This window comes from Cupriavidus respiraculi, from assembly GCF_914271545.1.
Lineage (GTDB): Bacteria > Pseudomonadota > Gammaproteobacteria > Burkholderiales > Burkholderiaceae > Cupriavidus > Cupriavidus respiraculi.
The window spans coordinates 355356-374454 of sequence record NZ_CAJZAH010000004.1; the positions used below are offsets into that span (position 1 = coordinate 355356).

Sequence of the window (19099 nt, forward strand, 5' to 3'; positions counted from 1 at the left end):
CACCGCCGTTTTGCTTCCCTCTCCCGCCAGCGGGAGAGGGAAGAAACACCTCACCGCCACGCCTGCGTAAACTCCCCGATCACCCGCTCCAGATGGCCGCGCATCGCCGCGCGCGCCCCGTGGGCATCGCGCTCCATCACGGCGGCGAAGATCTTCTGGTGATCCTCCTGCGTGGCCTCGCGCAGCGACGTGGTGTGGAAGTGTTCCTCGATCTTCCTCCACAACGGATCGCCGCGCGCGCTGTCCCATAGCGCCGCGACCATGTGCGACAGCACCTGGTTGCCGGTGGACTCCGCCAGGCACAGGTGGAACTGGCGGTCCGCCGCCTCGTTGGCCTGCTTGTCGTGCATGTGCTCGCGCATCCGGCTCAGGGCGACGAACATCCGATCCAGGTCCGCGTCCTTGCGCTCGGCCGCCGCGAGGCTGGCGACTTCGCCCTCGATCAGCACGCGGGCCCGCAGCGTTTCGATGGGTCCGGGCCGCCACGCCAGCGCGAACGGATCCGGGGCCGCGGCCGCGCCCGGGGCGGCGCATACATAGATCCCCGAACCCACCCGCACCTCCACCATTCCCTGCACTTCCAGCGCGATGATGGCCTCGCGCACCAGCGTGCGGCTGACGCCGAAGCGCTCGGCCAGCGTCCGCTCCGACGGCAGCCGCATGCCCGGCGAAAACTCGCCGGAGGCGATCAGCGCACGCACCTGCCCCGCCAGGCTCAGATAAGACCGGTCGGTGGCGGCGGACTCTTCTATTGTTGGAGGGGAAGTGGGGGCGCTGGTGGCTGGTCGCATCGATATGAGGGCGTCGGACTGCTGAGTGGTGGACCGGCCGCGCGGCAACGGGCGGTCCGACCCATGCGCACCATGGTAAACCATGAGGGCAAAATTGGGCACCCAGTTCATAATTGGTGAACCACTATGGTTCACCAATATGGGCGCTGGCTCGGCCGCTGTCCATCTTCGCCACAACCGCTCATCAAAGGCCGCATCCATGAAGATGTCATTCCGCTGGTTCGGAACCTCCGACCCGGTCAGTCTCGAATACATCCGGCAGATCCCCGGCATGACGCATATCGTCTCGGCGATCTACGACGAGCCCGTCGGCGAGGTCTGGCCGATGGAAAAGATCCTCGCCCTCAAGGCCACCATCGAGGCCGCCGGGCTGCAGTTCACGCTGGTCGAATCGGTGCCCGTGCACGAGGACATCAAGCTGGGCAAGCCGACCCGCGACCGGCTGATCGCGAACTACCAGCAGAACATCCGCAACCTGGCCGCGGCCGGGATCGAGGTGATCTGCTACAACTTCATGCCGGTGTTCGACTGGACCCGCACGACGCTCTCGAAGAAGCTGGAGGACGGCTCGACGTGCCTCGCTTTCAGTACCAAAGAGGTCGAGGAGATCGATATCAGCAAGGGCATCTCGCTGCCCGGCTGGGATTCGAGCTACCGGCCCGAGGAACTGCAGGCGCTGCTGACGGAATATCGCGAGATCGACGAGGAAAAGCTGTGGGCGCATCTGGCCTACTTCCTGCGCGCCATCATCCCGGTGGCCGAGGAATGCGGCGTGCGCATGGCCATCCATCCCGACGATCCGCCCCGCCCGATCTTCGGTCTGCCGCGCATCGTCAAGAACCGCGACGACCTGGCCCGCATCCTGAAGATCGCCGACACGCCGGCCAATGGCCTGACGCTGTGCTCGGGATCGCTGGGCGCCGGCCCGCAGAACAACGTCGAGGCGCTGGTGCGCGAATTCGGCGGCATGGGGCGCATTCACTTCGCCCATCTGCGCAATATCAAGGTGACGCCGGAAGGCGATTTCGAGGAGACCGCGCATCTGTCCAGCTGCGGTTCGCTGGACATCGCGGCCATCGTCAAGGCGTATCACGACGTCGGCTTCGACGGCTATTTCCGTCCGGACCACGGCCGCATGATCTGGGGCGAGACCGGCAAACCCGGCTATGGCCTCTACGATCGGGCCCTCGGGGCGGTCTATATCAACGGCATGTGGGAAGCGCTGGACAAGGCGTCCTGACGGACGCGGCGCGTGTCGCCATCCCAAAGAAGAACAACTGGAGACGAGTCATGGAAATCACCAAACACACTTTCGCGGCATCGCGCCGCCTCGCGCTGGCCGCGGGTATCGCCACGCTGGCCCTCGGGGCGATGGGTGCGACGAGCGCCTGGGCGCAGAACAGCTGGCCGACCAAGCCGGTCTCGCTGCTGGTCGGCTTCCCCCCGGGCGGACAGACCGACTTCGCCGGCCGCGTCCTGCTCAACGGGCTGCAGAACGCGCTGGGCCAGCCGTTCGTGATCGACAACAAGGCGGGGGTGAACGGCAATATCGCCTCCATCGAGGTCATGCGCGCGCCGCCCGACGGCAGCAAGCTGCTGGTGGGCAACGGCTCGATGACCATCATGCCGCATGTGTACACCAAGCTGGGCATCGTCGATCCGCAGAAGCTGACGCCGATCGGCGTGCTGCTGCAATCGCCGCTGGTGCTGGTGGTGCCTTCGACGTCGCCGATCAAGACCTATGCGCAGTTCGTCGAAGAGGTGAAGGCGCGCGACAAGGCGGGCAAGGCGATCGACTACGGCTCCGGCGGCAACGGCGCGCTGCCGCACGTCACGATGGAACTGCTGCGCGAACGGATGGGCGGGCCGAAGATGAACCACGTGCCCTACAAGGGCAGCAGCCCCGCGATGATGGACCTGATGGCCGGGCGCCTCGACGCGATGTTCGACGCGACGTCGGTCGTCGCGCCGTTCATCAAGTCCGGCCAGCTGCGGCCGCTGATGGTCACCGGCGCCAAGCGCGTCGGCATGATCCCGGACGTGCCGACGGCCGCCGAGGCGGGGGTCAAGGACTTCACCATCATCTCGTTCATCGGCCTCTACGGGCCGCCGGGGCTTCCCGCCGACATCGTGAAGAAGGCCAACGCCGGGATGAACACCGCCCTCAAGGACCAGACCATCGTCAAGAACATCGTCGACCGTGGCGACGAGCCCGGCGGCGGTACGCCGGAACAGCTCGGCACGCTGACGCAGACCCACTACAAGATGTGGGGCGATGTGGTGCGGGCCAACCGCATCACGGCGGACTGAGGTGGCGCGGACGGACCGCGCCGCCCGGCCCGGTCCGTCAATACCCGTACGACGCCTGCCCCGGATAGTAGCCCCCGGGGGCCGCCTGGCAGGGGACATAGGCGCGGTCGTATTCCCGATAGCAATAGCCGGGCGGAATGGCCGGCTGGGCGTAGGTCACGGGCGCCGGGGCATAGCCGACCGGCGCGGGCGAGACGACCACGGGCGCAGGCGGCGGCGCCGCCGCGGCGCTCAATGCCACCGCGCCGAGCGCCAGGCCTACGATCGCCCCTACCGCCAGCGCCGCGCCGTTGTCGCCCCCACCCCCGCGGTAGGCGTGTCCATGGCCGCGATGTCCGTGATAGTGGTCGCGCGCCATTGCCTGGCCCGAGGCCAGCGTCGTTGTGCAAAGCAATGCGACAGCAGCCAGCCGAAGGGCATTGCGCATGATGGACTCCTGAAAGAAGCGAATGAGCCGCAAGCATGCCTCAATGCAACGCACGGCGGGTTGCGGCGTGGTGACGGAATCTTTGAACGTGTAACCAGACATTGCCGCACCGCCGCGAGCCTGTGCCGGCCGGCCGCGCGTTCCGCGTTCGTTGCGGATTGCTGACCGGTGTATTCCAACCCGGGCATTTCTTCCGGGGCGGGTGCTTGCTACTCTGGTCTGCAGGGCCGGCAGGACGCGCATCGCCGGCCCTGCCATCTCTTCGTGGCGTTTCTTCATTTCGGGGCCGGCCCGGGCCGCGCCCCGCTCTTTCGCGGCAAACCTCTTTCAGGACACGCGATCATGCCAGCCAAGCCAGTCCGCATACCGGGCCCGGACCACCCCATCGACATCGCGCCCCAGCCGGCGCGCGTGGTGGTAACGGTAGCCGGCCGCATCGTCGCCGATACGCGCGCCGCGCTGACGCTGCGCGAGGCCTCCTATCCGCCGGTGCAGTACATTCCGCGGGAGGACGTCGACATGACCCTGCTCGCGCGCACCGACCATGCCAGCCATTGCCCCTACAAGGGCGATGCTGCCTACTTCAGCATCCCGCACGGCGGCGAGCGCGCCACCAATGCGGTCTGGACCTACGAGGCGCCGCACGCGGCGGTCGCCGCCATCGGCGGCTACCTCGCCTTCTACCCTGACCGCGTCGACGCCATCGACATCGGCTGAAGCGGCCCGACCGGGGTCCGGACAGCTTTCACGGAAGACCACCATGATCGACCACACCGGCATCACCGTCAGCGACTTCGGCAAGAGCAGGGCCTTCTACGAGGCCGCCCTGAAGCCGCTCGGCTACGCCATCCGCAAGGAACGCGACAAGTCAGCCGGATTCGGCACCGAGGCCGACGCCCGCGAAGGCGACCCCAGCGGCGACTTCTGGCTGTTCGAAGGTCCGCCATCGACCCCGCGCATCCATCTGGCCTTCCGCGCCGCGAGCGCCCGCGAAGTCGATGCCTTCCACAGGGCGGCGCTGGCCGCCGGCGGCAAGGACAACGGCGCGCCCGGCTTGCGGCCGGTCTATCACGCCAACTACTACGGCGCGTTCGTGCTGGACCCCGACGGCTACAACATCGAGGCGGTCTTCCACGGCGGAGACCAGCGCGACGCCCGATAAGGCGAGGGCTTGCTTACCTGTGCGCGGTAACAGACAGAAGCGCGCCGCCGGCGTGCGCAAGCTGTGGGGACCGATGTCTTCCGCCGGAGCGCCGTCATGCTGTCCCGCAAGGTTCTTATCGCGTCCCTCGCTTTGAATGTGGCGCTCGCCGGCGTGATCGGCATGGCGATCCATCGCCTGGGGGGCCTCGAATACCTCGCCTTCAAGATCCGCAATGGCGACGACGGCTCCGGATACAGCGTGGGCCGGCTGGAACACCTGCAGGCGATGGACCAGCGCGGTGGCACCGGAAAGATCGTGTTCGTGGGGGACTCGATCACCGAGGCGGGCGAATGGGGCGAATTCCTCGGCAACGCCAACGTGGTCAACCGCGGCATCGGCGGCGATTCGATCGCGCGCGTGCTCAACCGGATCGAATCCATCGCGAAGACCAGGCCGGCCAAGATCTTCCTGATGGCGGGCATCAACGACCTGGCCGTGCTAGACCACAGGCAGGTCTTTGCGCAGTATCAGCAGACCGTGGAGCGCATCCGCGCCATCTCCCCGGCCACGCGCATCTATGTCCAGAGCACGCTGCCGGTCAACCGCTCGGTGCGCGACACGGGGCGCGACAACCGCGAAGTGACGGCACTGAACCGGCTGCTCGCGGGCCTGCCGCAGAGCGATCCGCTGATCCGGTACATCGATGTGGGCAGCGGCCTGCTCGACAGCGACGGCGACCTCGGCCGCGAATACACGCATGACGGCGTGCATCTGAACGGCAAGGGCTATGCCCGCTGGCGCGCCGCGGTGCTGCCGCACGTGACGGAGCCGCTCGGCGACGCCACGGCCACGGCCTCTCGCTAGCGGAAGAACTCGCCGCGCAGCAGGAACGTGTAGTCGGCCTCGACGGCCATGAGCCACACCAGCACCAGCAGGCACAGCGGCGGCAGCAAGATGGCGTAGACCAGCGCCATCCGCTCCCATGCCATATGCATGAAGACCGCCACGATCAGCCCCGCCTTGAGCAGCATGAACAGGATGATCAGCGTCCAGCGCAGCATCCCTTGCACGTGGAAGTAGTCAACCGCGTACGAGAACGCGGACAGCACGAACAGCAGCGCCCATACCTTCAGGTACACCCCGATGGGATGCACGCGTCCGGGCGCGTGCGAGCCGGCCGCCGTGGCGGAGTCGGGCGGATGCGCGGCGGCGCCGGGCGGGGGGGTGGTGGCCGAATCTGCCATGGCATGCCTCACCACAGGTAGAAGAACGCAAAGATAAAGACCCATACCAGGTCGACGAAGTGCCAGTACAGGCCGGCGATCTCCACGATCTGATAGTCGCCCAGCCGCTCGTAGCGCCCGCGCAGCACGCGCAGGGCGACGACCAGCAGATAGATGACGCCGCAGGACACGTGCAAGCCGTGGAAGCCGGTGATCATGAAGAACGCCGAGCCAAACTGCGCGGCGCCCATCGGATTGCCCCAGGGCCGCACCCCTTCCGAAATCAGCTTGGTCCATTCGAAGGCTTGCATGCCGACGAAGGTCGCGCCGAACAGCACCGTCGCGAACATCAGCGCGGCGCAGCGCGCCCGATCGCGCCGGTAGGCGAAGTTGACCGCCATCGCCATGGTGCCGCTGCTGGTGATCAGCACGAACGTCATGATGGCGATCAGCACGAGCGGCACGTCCGCGCCGCCGATATGCAGCGCGAACACCTCGCTGGGATTGGGCCAGGGCACCGTGGTGGTCATCCGCACGGTCATGTAGGCGATCAGGAAGCAGCTGAAGACGAAGGTGTCGGACAGCAGGAAGATCCACATCATCGCCTTGCCCCACGACACCTTGAACGCCGACTGGTCCGACGACCAGTCGGCGACGAGGCCCCGCAGGCCGGCGGGAAGATCCGGCGTGCCGGGCGCCGGCGGCGCGAGATGCGAGGGCATGGGCGTGGACATGGCGGCTCCTGTGTCGTGGTCGAAGGCGCAGGCGGTTGCGGCGGCGTGCGTCAGTCCGTGCCGCAGATGAAGCGGACGATCTCCGGCGTCAGCCAGCCCAGCGCGGCCAGCAGTACCAGCCAGACCGCGAACAGGAAGTGCCAGTAGCGCGCGCACAGCCGCATGCGCAGCACCGTGTCCACCTGGTGGCGCCGGCCGAAGCGCGCCATGCCCCAGCCGACGAGCCCGCCGACCACGTGCAGCGCGTGCATGCCGGTCAGCAGATAGAAGAACCCGGCGGCGGGATTGTTCGCTGGCAACACGTCGGCCGCTTGCAGCGCCTGCCAGGCCCACCATTGGCTCGCCACGAAGCCGGCGGCCGCCACACCGCCCCAGGTCATGGCAAGCCGCGCCCGCTCCGGCTCGCCGGCTTGCGCCGCGCGCACGGCCAGCGACATGGCGAGGCTGCCCGCGGCCAGCAGGGCCGTGGACAGCCACACCTGCCACGGCAACGCGACGGCGTGCCAATCCGGCGAATCCATGCGCAGCGCGAAGGCCACGACGAACAGCGAGAACAGCGAGGTGGCCACCCCCATGAAGGCCCACAGGCCGATGCTGTTTGGCTGCGCGCCGAAACCGCGGCCGGTCGCGCCATCCGGATCGGTCGGGGCCGGCCCGAAGTCGTCGCGAACGACTTTGTAGGTGGCATCGGGTGTCATGCGATAGCTCCCTTGCTGGCATGCGGCTCCGGTTCCGCCCCGCCCTCGTCGGGCGCGGCGTTCTGCGCGATGAAATCCTCGTTCGCGCCCGGCACGCTGTAGGCATAGGCCCAGCGATGGACCACCGGCAGATGCGGCCCCCAGTTGCCATGCCCCGGCGGTGTTTCGGGTGTCTGCCATTCGAGCGATGCCGCGCGCCATGGGTTGGCACCGGCGGGCTGGCCACGGCGCACGCTCCAGATCAGGTTGAATACGAACAGCAATTGCGCGGTGGCGACGACGAAGGCCGCCACCGAGATATAGGCGTTCAGCGTGTGCGCGGATTCGGGAATGAAGCTGTAGTTCTCGAAGGCGTAGTAGCGCCGCGGCATGCCCAGCACGCCGAGGTAGTGCATCGGAAAGAAGATCGCGTACGTGCCGACGAAGGTCACCCAGAAATGGATACGGCCCATCGTGTCGTTCAGCATCCGCCCGGTCACCTTGGGATACCAGTGATAGATGCCGCCGAAGACCACCAGGATCGGCGACACGCCCATCACCATATGGAAGTGCGCCACCACGAAATAGGTGTTGGACAACGGGATGTCGACGCTGACGTTGCCGAGGAACAGCCCGGTCAGACCGCCGATGACGAACGTGCTGATGAAGGCGATGGCGAACAGCATCGGCACGGACAGGTGGATGTCGCCGCGCCATAGCGTCAGCACCCAGTTGTAGACCTTGATCGCGGTGGGGACGGCGATGATCAGCGTGGTGGTGGCGAAGAAGAATCCGAAGTACGGATTCATGCCGCTGACGAACATGTGGTGGGCCCACACCACGACCGACAGCAGCCCGATCGCGAGGATGGCCCACACCATCATCCGATAGCCGAAGATGCTCTTGCGCGCATGCACGCTGATCAGGTCGGACACGATGCCAAAGGCGGGCAGCGCGACGATATAGACCTCGGGATGGCCGAAGAACCAGAACAGGTGCTGGAACAGCAGCGGGCTGCCGCCCTTGTAGTCCAGTTGCTGGCCCATCGACACCATGGCCGGCATGAAGAAGCTGGTGCCGATCACCTTGTCCAGCAGCATCATCACGCCCGAGACGAACAGCGCCGGAAACGCGAGCAGCGCCAGAATGGTCGCCATGAAGATGCCCCATACCGACAGCGGCATCCGCATCAGCGTCATGCCCTGCGTGCGCGCCTGCAGCACGGTGGTGACGTAGTTCAACCCGCCCATCGTGGCCGCCACGATAAAGATCAGCAGCGACACCAGCATCAGGATGATGCCCCAGTCGTAGCCGGGCGTGCCGGGCAGGATGGCCTGCGGCGGGTACAGCGTCCAGCCCGCGCCGGTGGGGCCGCCCGGCACGAAAAAGCTGGCGAGCAGCACGATCACCGACAGCAGGTAGACCCAGAAGCTGAGCATGTTCAGGAAGGGGAACACCATGTCGCGCGCCCCCACCATCAGCGGGATCAGGTAGTTGCCGAAGCCGCCAAGAAAGAGCGCAGTCAGCAGGTAGATCACCATGATCATGCCGTGCATGGTCACGTACTGGTAATAGCGGTTGGCGTCGATGAACTCGAAGCGGCCGGGAAAGCCCAGCTGCATGCGCATCAGGTTCGACAGCGCCACGCCCACCAGACCGACGATGATCGCGACGATGGTGTACTGCACCGCGATGACCTTGTGGTCCTGGCTCCAGACATAGCGCGTCCAGAAGCTGCCGTGGGCGTGATGGGCGGCATCGTCGGCGTATGCCATGGTGTCCCTCCTGTGTGCCCGGGGCCCGTACGCGGTGGCCGGGCTCCGTCTTCGCCTGCTGCGTCGTCCCGCGGCTTCGCGGCCCGCGGTACCGCGGCTACTTGCCGGCCGCCTCGGCCTTGCCGTCCCCCGCCTGCGAGCGGATATAGGCCACCAGCGCCTCGACCTCGTCCTCGCGCAGCGGCATCTTGGGCATGATGGGCTGGAAGCCCTTCACCACGCGCGCCTGCGGATCGACGATTTCGCGGCGCAGATAGGCATCGTCGACCTTTGCGCTGCTGCCGTCGGCGAACGTGCTGGTGTGTCCGTACAAGCCTTTCCACGTCGGTCCCACGCCCGGGGCGCCGTCCACGCTGTGGCATCCCACGCAGCCCTTGCTCTGGGCCAGCGCCCTGCCCTGCTCGATCAGCGTGGCGGGCGTGGCCGCGCCCGGCTTCTGCGCCGGGCTGCCCGCGCCTTCGCCGGCGGGCTGCGGCGCGCGCGCGGCCGCCACGGGCGGGGCCGCCACCTGCATCGCCGCGAAGTTCTGCTGGCGCTGCAGCCAGCCCGCGAACGCGGCCTGGTCCTCGACCACCACGTTGCCGCGCATGTTGTAGTGGCCCACGCCGCAAAGCTGCGCGCACAGGATGTCGAAGCGTCCCGCCTGCGTGGGCGTGAACCAGAACGAGGTGACCATGCCGGGCACCATGTTCATCCGCGCGCGAAAGGGCGGCACGTAGAAGTCGTGCAGCACGTCCTTGGAGCGCAGCAGGACCTTGATCGGGCGGTGCAGCGGCAGATGCAGCTCGGGGCTGGTGATGATGATGTCGTCCTGCCCGTTGGGGTCCTGCGGATTGAGGCCGAGGGGATTGCCTGGCCCGACGAAGCGCGTATCCGTGGTGCCCAGTTCGCCGTTGGGACCGGGAAAGCGAAAGCCCCAGGACCACTGCTGGCCGACCACCTCGACCACCATCGCGTCGCGCGGCGGACGCACATAGTCGGCATAGACGAACAGGCCCGGCGCCAGCAACGCGATCACGCCGATCGTCGTGCCGCCGATCAGCCAGAGTTCGAGCTTGCGGTTTTCCGGCTGGTAGGCGGCGCGCTGGCCGTCGCGATGGCGGTAGCGCCAGAGCATGTAGCCGAGAAAGAGGTTGATGCCGATGAAGAAGGCGCCGGTGATGAGGAGCGTGATGGTCAGCGTGTCGTCCATCTGCTGCCAGTTGGACGCAAGCGGCGTCGCCCGCCACGGGCTCAGGACATGGAAGAGCACCGAGGCAAGCACCATGACGACCAGAACGATGGCCATTGCCATATCAACCCCCTCCAATGCCCGGACACGGCATGAGGCTGCGGAAAGACCCGCAGGGTTGAGCTAAGACTAGTGCATGCGCTCAGGCCATCGCAAGGCGACATCCGGATGTTTGGATGGCGCGCCGCGGCAAAAGAAAAAGGCGGCCCGTGATGGGCCGCCCGTCGTAGCCGCCGCGCGCTCCGGAACCGCTCAGTGCAGGACGTCCTTGCTCTCGAGCTTCCAGTACGCGATGGCCGCGCACGCGCCGAACAGCAGGTGGCCGAACAGCGTATGCCAGCCGCGCGCATCCACGAACCACGGGAAGAAGCGCGTCATGACATAGAAGTTCAGCAGGTAGATCACCAGCCCGAACACCGCGCCGGTCAGCATGGCCATGCCGATGCTCGAGTCCAGCGTGAAGGGCGCCATGATGGCGCCGAGGATCATGCCGAGCACGGCGCCGAGCACGAAGTGGATCACCAGGGCGGCGACCGTCGTGCCGAGACTGAACATGGAGCTCTGCAACACCTCCGGTCCCATGACGATGCCCGCGATCATGCGCGTGGTGGGCCAGGGATTGGTGCCGACCATCATGGTCGACCAGAACAATTCGGCCACCAGCAGCAGCGCGCCAGCCGCCAGCCCGGACACCGCCGCCGCGCTCCAGTCCGGGGTACGGCGCACATAGTGGTGCGAGTGCATGTGCAATTCCATATCCACCTCCACACGTTGTGACGAGACAGAACCTACTGCACAGGATAGGACACGCGCGCGAGAAACATACCGCTGTGCAAGGCGCTGTGGCGCCATTGCCAACGCCCCCGGGCGAGAGAGACGCGCATGCCATGACATTGCGGCGGCACACGACGTGCGAAGCCGGGCATGACGGATCACAGCGACACTAGGGAGAACCCTAGGTTTGCTTCGTTCTCGCCTCCCTATACTGAAAACACAACAGAACACCACTGAGAGAGACAGGAGACGGCCATGTCATTCCATCTGCACGATCTCGTGTTCCTGATCCCCATGGCGCTGGTCGGCATGATCCTCATGGGACTGGTGCCGGTGGCGGCGCGGGCGCTGAAGATCAGCTGCCGGACCATCGGCGTCGTGGCGGGGGTGCTGTTCGGGGTGTTGGTGCTGGAGGCGATACCGCTGCTGATCTAGCGGCGGCGCCATCCGGGTGGTCCGCCCGGTGCGCAGCGGTGTGGCGCGCAACGCCGGGCGGCGTGCGCGCGTGCAACCGCGCGCTATCGGATCATCAGATCTCGATCATGGCGAACTCGGCCTTGCCGACGTCGCATTCGGGGCAGCGCCAGTCTTCGGGGATGTCTTCCCAACGCGTGCCCGCGGCGATCCCGTCCTCGGGCCAGCCCTGTTCCTCGTCATAGACCCATCCGCAAATCACGCAAACCCACGTCTTGTAGGCGACGGCTTCCTGTTGCAAAGCAAAACTCCTGTATGACCTCGATCGATTCCGGGCGGAATCATACGCGGATTTGCGTCGCAACATTCCCGCACCCGCCATAGCGGCGCGCAGCCCACTTGCCCCGGCGCAAGCTGCCGCACAATGGGGCCCGCCCGCCACACGCTCGTCTACTGCCTGACCATGAAGTCCACACGGTTGGGCATCCCCTTGTCCTTGATGCCCTCCGGCGTCAGCTTCGGTGCGGTCAGGAACAGGCGAGCCTCGGGCACCTTGCCCTCGCGCTCGAGCGTCTGCTTGACCAGCAGCGCCCGGCGCTCGGCCAGCTCCCGCAACCCCGCATCGGTCACGGGTGCGTTCTCCAGCAGCAGCTTCTCCATCTCGGCCGTGGGCAGCGATTTGGTCAGCCCGATCACGTTGCGCGGCTTCTTGAAGTCCGCACGGTCGTACACCTGCGCGAGGTACTTCGGATATTCCTGCGCCGTCACGGTGACCTTGGCGCCCTGTTCGCCGCCGTCGCCGTCGGCCTCCTCGGCGGCGCTCTGGCCACGTGCGCGCTGGCGCTGGTCGCGCACTTTCTGCTCGAGCACCTGGGCGTCGAGCCATGCCTTGCGCGCGCCCTCAGCGTCGGTGGCCGGATCGATGCGGCCAGTAATCTCCAGCCGCAGCGCCGGGCGATCGTTCATCGCCCTGGCGAGCGTGGCGAGCTTCTCGCGCTCCTGCTTGCCCAGGGTCGCGGTGCCGGGCGCGAACTCGACATAGCCCAGCTCGTCGCCGCCGCCGAACGCGGACGCGATCAGCGAGAACGGCGACGTGATCGCCTTGGTGAGCAGGTTGACGATGACCCGTGCGATCACGCCGCCAATGCTGAATTCCGGGTCGGACAGCGAGCCGGACACGGGCAGGTTGACGTCGATCACGCCGTTGCGGTCCTTGAGCAGCGACACGGCCAGCAGCACGGGCAGCTTGGTGGCGTCGGGACTGTCCACGCGATCGCCGAAGGTGAGCTGATCGAGGAACAGATGGTTGCGCGCGTCGAGCCTGCCATTCTCGATCTTGTACCCCACATCCACCGTCATCTTGCCCTTGGTGATCGGATAGCCCGCGTACTTGGCAGCGTAAGGCGTGAGGCGCGTCAGCTCGACGCCGGCCGCCTTGGCCGCGATATCCAGGTAGAGCTGCTCGCCGAGCGGATTGAGCTTGCCGCTGATCGTGACCGGCGCATCGTCGTCCAGCCGGCCCTCCAGCACCAGGTCCGCCGGCGCGGGATCGCCGGTGGCCACCTTCGACACCGAGCCCTTCATGCCCGTCAGGTTGGCGGTGTAGTTGGGCCGCACGAAGAAGTCGGAGAAGTTGATATTGCCCTTCTCGACCTTTACGCCCCCGATGCGGATCTCCGGCTTCGGACCCGCCGGCGTCTCGGCCACCGGTGCGCTGGCCGCGCCGGGCGACGCCTGCGTGAGGCTCCTGGTGGGCGCGCTCTCTCCCTTGTCCGCGCCGCCCGACATCACATCCTGCAGGTTGAGCCGGCCATTGGCGTTCAGGATCACGCGCGCATAGAAGTCCGACAGCACGATGTTGTCCAGGCCCAGCTTCAGCGGACCTTTGGCCTCGTCCATGCGGAAATCGATGCCGGCCACCGCGACGCTGCGCCAGCGCAGGAAGTCCTCGCCGCTGATGCGGTCGACGGTCCGCACATTGGCCAGCCGGGCATTGCCGGCATAGCTCACGGCGAGCGGTTTTCCCGGCGCCGCGACCAGCGCCAGCTTGCCCTTGGCGGATGCGGTGCCGCCGCGCAGCGCGGCGTTGAAGCGATCGGCCAGGTAGGGCTGCAGCGGGGCGATGTCGAGGTCGTTCAGATCGAGCTGCAGTTGCATGGCCGGTGTGGCGGGTGCCACCGTGCCATCGATCGCCAGGGCCCCGCGCCGCCCCGATTCGGCCTTGAAGCTCAGCGGGATCGCGGCCGGCGTCATCGGCCAGCGGATGGGACCCGTGGTGAGCGCGACGTTGCGCAGCTGGTGGACCACCGGGCGGTTGCGGTTCGCGGCGGCCGGCGCGTAGTCGGACAGGCGCACGGCGCCGCCCTCCACGGCCACCTTGCCGACCAGCACGTTCCATGGCGCCGGCTGCGCGGGGCGTGCGGCGGATGCCGCGGCGGACGCCGTGGCATCCGCGCGGGACCGAGGCGGCGCGGTGGCCGCGCGGCTCTGCGCCGCGCGCGATTCGACGGCCCAGATCCGCGCCGTCTCGAGCAGTTCGCCGCGATGGTCGCGCGTCACGGCGAACTGCGGCCTGGCGAGCCGCACCTCGTCCAGTTGCACCGATTGCCGGGCCAGATCGAAGGTCAGGCCCTCGACGGCCACCTTGTCGGCGCGCATCAGCGGCAGCTTGTCTCCCACCAGATCGCCGCGCTCGCGCGCGATGCGCTCGCGCCGCTCGCGCCGCGCCTGCTGCTGCGCATCGGCGGCGCCATTGCGGGTGCCGGTATCCGCGCCCGTCGGCACGCCGACGGCATTGCGCAGCGTCGCCTGCAGCGGACTGACTTCGATACGGGACTTGTCGAGCACGAACTGGAACACCGGCTCCGCCCATGACATGCGGTAGTTCAGCTCGGCCTGCACGGCCGACTCGCCAAGCTGCAACTGCAGCGCGGTGGGCCACCAGGCGGCGAACCCCTGCGGGCGGACGCCGTCCAGCCGCACCGTGCCGGCAAGCGAGCGGTCGCGCAGCGACAGCGCGCCGTTGTGCCGGACCGTCTGGCCCTTCGCGACCGCAAGCGTGGCATCGAGCGCGGCGGGCTTGTCGCTGTTGCCCGACAGGTTGTCCACGCGCACGTCGAGCGGCCCGATGGCCAGCGTGCCGGGGCCCGAAGGCGCGGCTTCGTCGCGCAGTGCGAGCCTGGCCTGGTTCACGGAGATGCGGTCGACGGCATAGGTCCAGGGCGCGGGATCGGTCGCGGGCGCGGCCGCCGTGCCCGAAGGCGCGGGCGCGCTGGCGGCATGGGGAGCGCTGGCCGCCGCGGCCGCGCTCGCGGGGGCGGGTGCGGAGGCGGGTGCGGCCGATGCCAGGGGTGCCGGCGCGGCCGCCGCCGGGGCAGGCTTGGCGGCGGGCGTCGGCACGAACGCCGTGGCGAGGTCCAGCGAGCCATCGGCGCGGCGCAGGGCCTGCACGTCGAGCCCGTCGAGCGCCACGGCCTTGACGTGCGCCTTGCGCGCCAGCGGTTCCAGCCGGCCGATGTCGACGGCCAGCGTGCCTGCCTTCAACAGCGGGGAACCATCGCGCTTGCGTACATCGGCGTCGCGCAGCGCCAGCGTGCCCGACAGGAAAATGTCCTGCCTGTCCTTGTCCTGGCGAAAGCCCACCGCCAGTCGCGTATCGAGCTTGCCGCCCTGGACCCGCGCGTCGGCAAGCGGAGGCGCGAAGACCATGTAGCGCGCCACGTCGAGGCCATCGACATGCAGGTTCAGATTGGCCTCGCGCGCGTCCGCGAACGGCAGCATGGTGCCGCTGAGCGCCAGCGGCGACCCGTTGACCTGCGCGCTGACGGTGGGCTGCGTGACGATATTGACGTCGTGCGGCAGGTTGGACAGGAACGGCAGCGTGATCGTCAGGTGCTCGATGCGCTGGGTCTGGCCCAGCAGCCTGTCATCGAACACCACCGTGCCGCCGGTCAGCGCGATGTTGTTGATCGAAAACCGCGCCGGCTCCTTGGGCGAGGGCTCGGCCGGCCGCGCCGCCAGGCGTTCCTGGATGTCCGCGTAGCTCATGCGGCCGGCGGCATCGCGCGCCAGGTTGACGGTCAGCCCGTCGAGATGGACGGTGTCCACCACGGGCGCGAAGCGCCACAGCGATGCCGAGGCCGCATCCACGTCCGCCGAGCGCAGCGTCACCATCGGCGTCGTGCCGTCGGGCTGGTAGATGGTCACGTCGGAGACGGTCGCGGCCAGCGAGAACGGCCGCACGCGCGCGTCGCCGATCGTCACCTTGCGGCCGAGCGCCTCGCTGGCCTTGCTGGCGCCGAACGACTTGATCAGCACGGGTGCGCCGGCGTAGCCGGCCACTGCGAACAGCGCCACCGCGGCGACCACGCCGCCCGCGACGCGCAGGGCCAGTCGGCGACGCGGCGTGGCGGTCGCCGCCCCGAAGGAAAACTTGGATGCCATGTGATTCCAGAAGATGCGACCCCGCCCGGAAAAGGCGGCTCTTTGTCCGCTACGCCGGTCTTTGTGCCCCGAATTTCACTTTTTGCGCCGACATTATCGCAACGGATAGCGGCAAAGCAAAGGCAATTCGGGCAGGCGGGAAGGACCGGAAGGCGCCAAATGCCCGTGCCATTGTTGATAGGAACGAAAGGGTTTTGAAAGCGACCTCTGGTATCGTTTCGGCTTCGCGAAGCGTCTCCCCGCATGCCAGTGGCTTATCCGCCGTTGGCTTCGGCATTTCCCGCGCTGTACCCCTCGGCCATCCCCGTCACGTATTCCGTGCCAACGCTTCGCATGCGAGTGCCTTCTCATGCGAGTTTTTTCATGTCCACCACCAGCAGTACCGTCGGCACGGCCGACGCGCAGCCCGGGCGCGGCGCGCGTCCCCTGACCGGCCAGGATTACAAGACCCTGTCCCTTGCCGCCCTCGGCGGCGCGCTCGAGTTCTACGACTTCATCATCTTCGTGTTCTTCGCGGCGGTCATCGGCCAACTCTTCTTCCCGCCCTCGATTCCCGAATGGCTGCGGCAACTGCAGACCTTCGGCATCTTCGCCGCCGGCTACCTGGCGCGTCCGCTGGGCGGCATCATCATGGCCCACTTCGGCGACCTGCTCGGCCGCAAGAAGATGTTCACGCTGTCCATCCTGCTGATGTCGGTGCCGACGCTGCTGATGGGCTTGCTGCCTACCTACCATGCGATCGGCCTGTTCGCGCCGGTGGCGCTGCTGCTGCTGCGCGTGATGCAGGGCGCGGCCGTCGGCGGCGAAGTGCCGGGCGCCTGGGTGTTCGTCTCCGAGCACGTGCCGGCACGCCATGTCGGCTACGCCTGCGGCACGCTGACCGCGGGCCTGACGGCGGGCATCCTGCTCGGTTCGCTGGTCGCAACCGGCATCAACACCATCTTCGATCCGGCCGAACTGGCGGACTGGGGCTGGCGCGTGCCGTTCCTGCTGGGCGGCGTGTTCGGTATCGCGTCGATGTATCTGCGCCGCTGGCTGCATGAAACGCCGGTATTCGCCGAGTTGCAGAAGAAGAAGGCCCTGGCCGCCGAAATGCCGCTCAAGGCCGTGGTGCGCGACCATCGCGCCGCCGTCGCGGTGTCGATGCTGCTGACCTGGATGCTGTCGGCGGGCATCGTGGTGGTGATCCTGATGACGCCCACCTTCCTGCAGAAGCTATACGGCTTCGATGCGCGCACCGCGCTGGTGGCCAACAGCGTCGCCACGCTGTGCCTGTCGATCGGCTGCGTGGTGGCCGGCATCCTGGCCGACCGCATCGGCGCCCGCCGCACGCTGTTCTTCGGCGGCCTGCTGCTGGCGGCCAGTTCCTACGCGTTCTACACGACCATCGGCGCGCGGCCGGACCTGCTGGTGCCGCTGTACGCGCTGGCCGGCTTCGCCGTCGGCACCATCGGCGCGGTGCCCTATGTGCTGGTCAACGCCTTCCCTGCGCATGTGCGGTTCTCCGGCCTGTCGTTCTCGTACAACCTGTCGTATGCGATTTTCGGCGGCCTCACGCCGATGATCGTCACGCTGATGCTCAGGAACGATCCGCTGGCGCCGGCGCACTACGTCGTCGCCCTGTGCGCGCTCGGCATGGCGACCGCGCTGTTCGCCAACGTCGGCAAACGCGCCTGAGCACCGGCTGCGCGGCTCGCAAGCAAGACGGGAGAGCATGGCTCTCCCGTTTTTTTTTCGTCGCGAGTTCAGGCGCCCCGGCGATGCTGGCGGAAGAACTCCCACATCAGCCGGGCGGCGTCGGGGCCGGTGGCCGAATGGAAGCGGAAGTTGTCGTCCCCGCCGCTCCAGGCGTGGCCCAGCCCGGCGATTTCGCACAGCTGCACGAGATCGCGCTGCTGCGTGCGAAAGCGCGCGTCGACATAGTGCCCCGGGGGCATGGCCGAGGCGGCCTCGCGCCCGTCGCGCGTGCCGTCGATCTGGTCGTCGAGCCGGTCGGGCAGGTTGTTGTAGGCGAGGAACTGGCGGGCCAGCAGCCGCGCGTTGACCGGATGCACCGCGTCGTCGTCCATGCCATGCAGGATCAGCGCGGGCATCGGTTCCCAGCCCGGGCTGATGCCCGCCGCGTCGAGCAGCAGCGCGGGATCGCCCGCCGCGCCCTGCCGCATCACCTTCAGGCCCGCGCGCGGCGAATCGGCGGCGCCGATGACCACGCCGGAGTGCAGCGCCACCGCGGCGAACTTGCGCGGATACCGCAGCGCCAGCACCGCCGCCATGGCGGCGCCGGCCGACAGCCCGGCCAGATAGATACGGTCAGGGCGCACATCGGGGCGGGCCGCCAGCGCATCGACCAGCGTCGCCAGCGCCTGCACTTCGCGGCCGCCCTCGCCGGCGCGCAGGTCGAACCATTGCCAGCAGCGCTGCAACTGCCGGCGCAGCGGTTGCTCCGGATAGGCGACGAGAAAGCCCTCGCGCTCGGCCAGCGCGTTCATGCGCGTGCCGGCGGCGAAGTCCTCCGGCGTCTGCTTGCAGCCGTGCAGCATTACCACCAGCGGACGCGGCATGCCCGCGTCGCGCACAGGCTCGTACAGGCGGTATGACAGCTGGGGCAGCAACTCGCCGGGCAGCGGCGCCAGCCGACAGCGGTGCGAACTCCACCCGCCCGGCAAGGGGCCGCTCGGCGCTTCGCGCACCGGCCCGGGCGCGCGCGTTCTTGGCGTCGGTGCCGCGGGATGGAACCCTTCGAGACGCTCCAGCCACCGCTTCCAGTGCGAAGCCGCCTTGCGCGGACCACGGCCGATTTGCCGCAACTGCTCGTGCCACTCGGCAGAAAGGCTTTTGATCATTGCTGTTCCCTGCTTGTCTGAAACCGCACTCCAACGGAATGCTGCATTGCAGCGTAGCACAGCCTCGAAGCCCTAACAGGCCGCTTTGCGCTTTAAAATGCACCTAAAGCCGGAAAAAATCCGGCCGTAGTTGTTTCTATGACAAAACATTAAGGGAAGTGGCAGCGTTGTCACAATGCTGACACCCGAAGTGCGGCCCTCCTTGTAGGACGATGCCGGACAGCGTAGCGAGGCCAAGCTGGTTATGGTCGCACTGTGCCGCTGGCCTGCATCGCGGCACAGGGAGGAATATCCCGCCACGAAGGGCGACGCT

At 67.7% G+C, this 19099-nt stretch carries 18 protein-coding genes; 7 read left to right on the forward strand and 11 right to left on the reverse strand.

Going from position 1 to position 19099, the window contains the following annotated elements:
• Window positions 1–50: 50 nt before the first annotated feature.
• Window positions 51–791, reverse strand: coding sequence for a FadR/GntR family transcriptional regulator (locus tag LDO27_RS19545; protein ID WP_224043533.1), 741 nt, complete (start codon window positions 789–791; stop codon window positions 51–53).
• Window positions 792–990: 199 nt separating this feature from the next.
• On the opposite strand from LDO27_RS19545, the gene uxuA reads away from it, so the two are divergent.
• Complete coding sequence (gene uxuA / locus LDO27_RS19550) at window positions 991–2031, forward strand: mannonate dehydratase (RefSeq protein ID WP_224043535.1); 1041 nt, start codon at window positions 991–993, stop codon at window positions 2029–2031.
• A 50-nt stretch (window positions 2032–2081) separates the two neighbouring features.
• Entirely contained in the window at window positions 2082–3101 is a 1020-nt protein-coding gene (locus LDO27_RS19555; protein WP_222207123.1) for a Bug family tripartite tricarboxylate transporter substrate binding protein, read from the forward strand.
• Between the two features lie 37 nt (window positions 3102–3138).
• Here the strand turns inward: LDO27_RS19555 and LDO27_RS19560 are convergent, their stop codons facing one another.
• Window positions 3139–3528, reverse strand: coding sequence for a mechanosensitive ion channel protein MscS (locus LDO27_RS19560; RefSeq protein WP_222207122.1), 390 nt, complete (start codon window positions 3526–3528; stop codon window positions 3139–3141).
• A 342-nt stretch (window positions 3529–3870) separates the two neighbouring features.
• Between LDO27_RS19560 and LDO27_RS19565 the strand changes: the two genes are divergently transcribed.
• The 3 genes from LDO27_RS19565 to LDO27_RS19575 all read left to right on the forward strand — a co-directional run bounded on the left by LDO27_RS19565 (window position 3871) and on the right by LDO27_RS19575 (window position 5536).
• The gene (locus LDO27_RS19565; protein WP_224043536.1) at window positions 3871–4245 is read left to right on the forward strand and encodes a DUF427 domain-containing protein; all 375 of its coding nucleotides are present in this window, start codon (window positions 3871–3873) and stop codon (window positions 4243–4245) included.
• A 43-nt stretch (window positions 4246–4288) separates the two neighbouring features.
• A complete protein-coding gene (locus LDO27_RS19570) occupies window positions 4289–4690 on the forward strand; it encodes a VOC family protein (RefSeq protein WP_224043543.1) in 402 nt (133 codons plus the stop codon).
• A gap of 96 nt (window positions 4691–4786) precedes the next feature.
• A complete protein-coding gene (locus LDO27_RS19575; protein ID WP_224043545.1) occupies window positions 4787–5536 on the forward strand; it encodes a GDSL-type esterase/lipase family protein in 750 nt (249 codons plus the stop codon).
• Here the strand turns inward: LDO27_RS19575 and LDO27_RS19580 are convergent.
• The 6 genes from LDO27_RS19580 to LDO27_RS19605 form a co-directional block, all read right to left on the reverse strand.
• Window positions 5533–5916, reverse strand: a complete 384-nt coding sequence (locus tag LDO27_RS19580; protein WP_224043547.1) for a cytochrome C oxidase subunit IV family protein — start codon at window positions 5914–5916, stop codon at window positions 5533–5535. The two genes, LDO27_RS19575 and LDO27_RS19580, sit on opposite strands and share 4 nt — an antisense overlap.
• An 8-nt stretch (window positions 5917–5924) precedes the next feature.
• Window positions 5925–6617 carry a heme-copper oxidase subunit III family protein gene (locus LDO27_RS19585; RefSeq protein WP_377747778.1) on the reverse strand — a complete coding sequence of 231 codons (693 nt, stop codon included), beginning with the start codon at window positions 6615–6617 and terminating at the stop codon, window positions 5925–5927.
• Window positions 6618–6679: 62 nt separating this feature from the next.
• Window positions 6680–7327 (reverse strand): cytochrome c oxidase subunit 3 family protein, encoded by a 648-nt coding sequence (locus LDO27_RS19590; protein WP_222207116.1) that lies wholly within the window; start codon window positions 7325–7327, stop codon window positions 6680–6682.
• Complete coding sequence (gene ctaD, locus LDO27_RS19595; RefSeq protein WP_224043549.1) at window positions 7324–9081, reverse strand: cytochrome c oxidase subunit I; 1758 nt, start codon at window positions 9079–9081, stop codon at window positions 7324–7326. Before ctaD ends, LDO27_RS19590 begins: the two co-directional genes overlap by 4 nt.
• A gap of 97 nt (window positions 9082–9178) precedes the next feature.
• On the reverse strand, window positions 9179–10375 hold the full coding sequence (locus tag LDO27_RS19600; protein WP_224043551.1) for a cytochrome c oxidase subunit II: 1197 nt from the start codon (window positions 10373–10375) through the stop codon (window positions 9179–9181).
• A 189-nt stretch (window positions 10376–10564) separates the two neighbouring features.
• Complete coding sequence (locus tag LDO27_RS19605) at window positions 10565–11068, reverse strand: hypothetical protein (protein WP_222207113.1); 504 nt, start codon at window positions 11066–11068, stop codon at window positions 10565–10567.
• Window positions 11069–11341: 273 nt separating this feature from the next.
• Between LDO27_RS19605 and LDO27_RS19610 the strand changes: the two genes are divergently transcribed.
• Window positions 11342–11521: a hypothetical protein gene (locus LDO27_RS19610; protein ID WP_222207112.1), complete on the forward strand. Its 180-nt coding sequence runs from the start codon at window positions 11342–11344 to the stop codon at window positions 11519–11521.
• Between the two features lie 94 nt (window positions 11522–11615).
• Here LDO27_RS19610 and LDO27_RS19615 read toward each other — a convergent pair whose 3' ends face one another.
• Entirely contained in the window at window positions 11616–11801 is a 186-nt protein-coding gene (locus LDO27_RS19615; RefSeq protein ID WP_222207111.1) for a rubredoxin, read from the reverse strand.
• A 149-nt stretch (window positions 11802–11950) separates the two neighbouring features.
• Window positions 11951–15943: a DUF748 domain-containing protein gene (locus tag LDO27_RS19620; RefSeq protein WP_224043553.1), complete on the reverse strand. Its 3993-nt coding sequence runs from the start codon at window positions 15941–15943 to the stop codon at window positions 11951–11953.
• 363 nt (window positions 15944–16306) lie between these two features.
• Here LDO27_RS19620 and LDO27_RS19625 point away from each other — a divergent pair, with 363 nt between their 5' ends.
• A complete protein-coding gene (locus LDO27_RS19625; protein WP_224043555.1) occupies window positions 16307–17620 on the forward strand; it encodes an MFS transporter in 1314 nt (437 codons plus the stop codon).
• A gap of 68 nt (window positions 17621–17688) precedes the next feature.
• Here LDO27_RS19625 and LDO27_RS19630 read toward each other — a convergent pair whose 3' ends face one another.
• Entirely contained in the window at window positions 17689–18786 is a 1098-nt protein-coding gene (locus tag LDO27_RS19630; RefSeq protein ID WP_222207108.1) for an extracellular catalytic domain type 1 short-chain-length polyhydroxyalkanoate depolymerase, read from the reverse strand.
• Window positions 18787–19099: the final 313 nt, after the last annotated feature.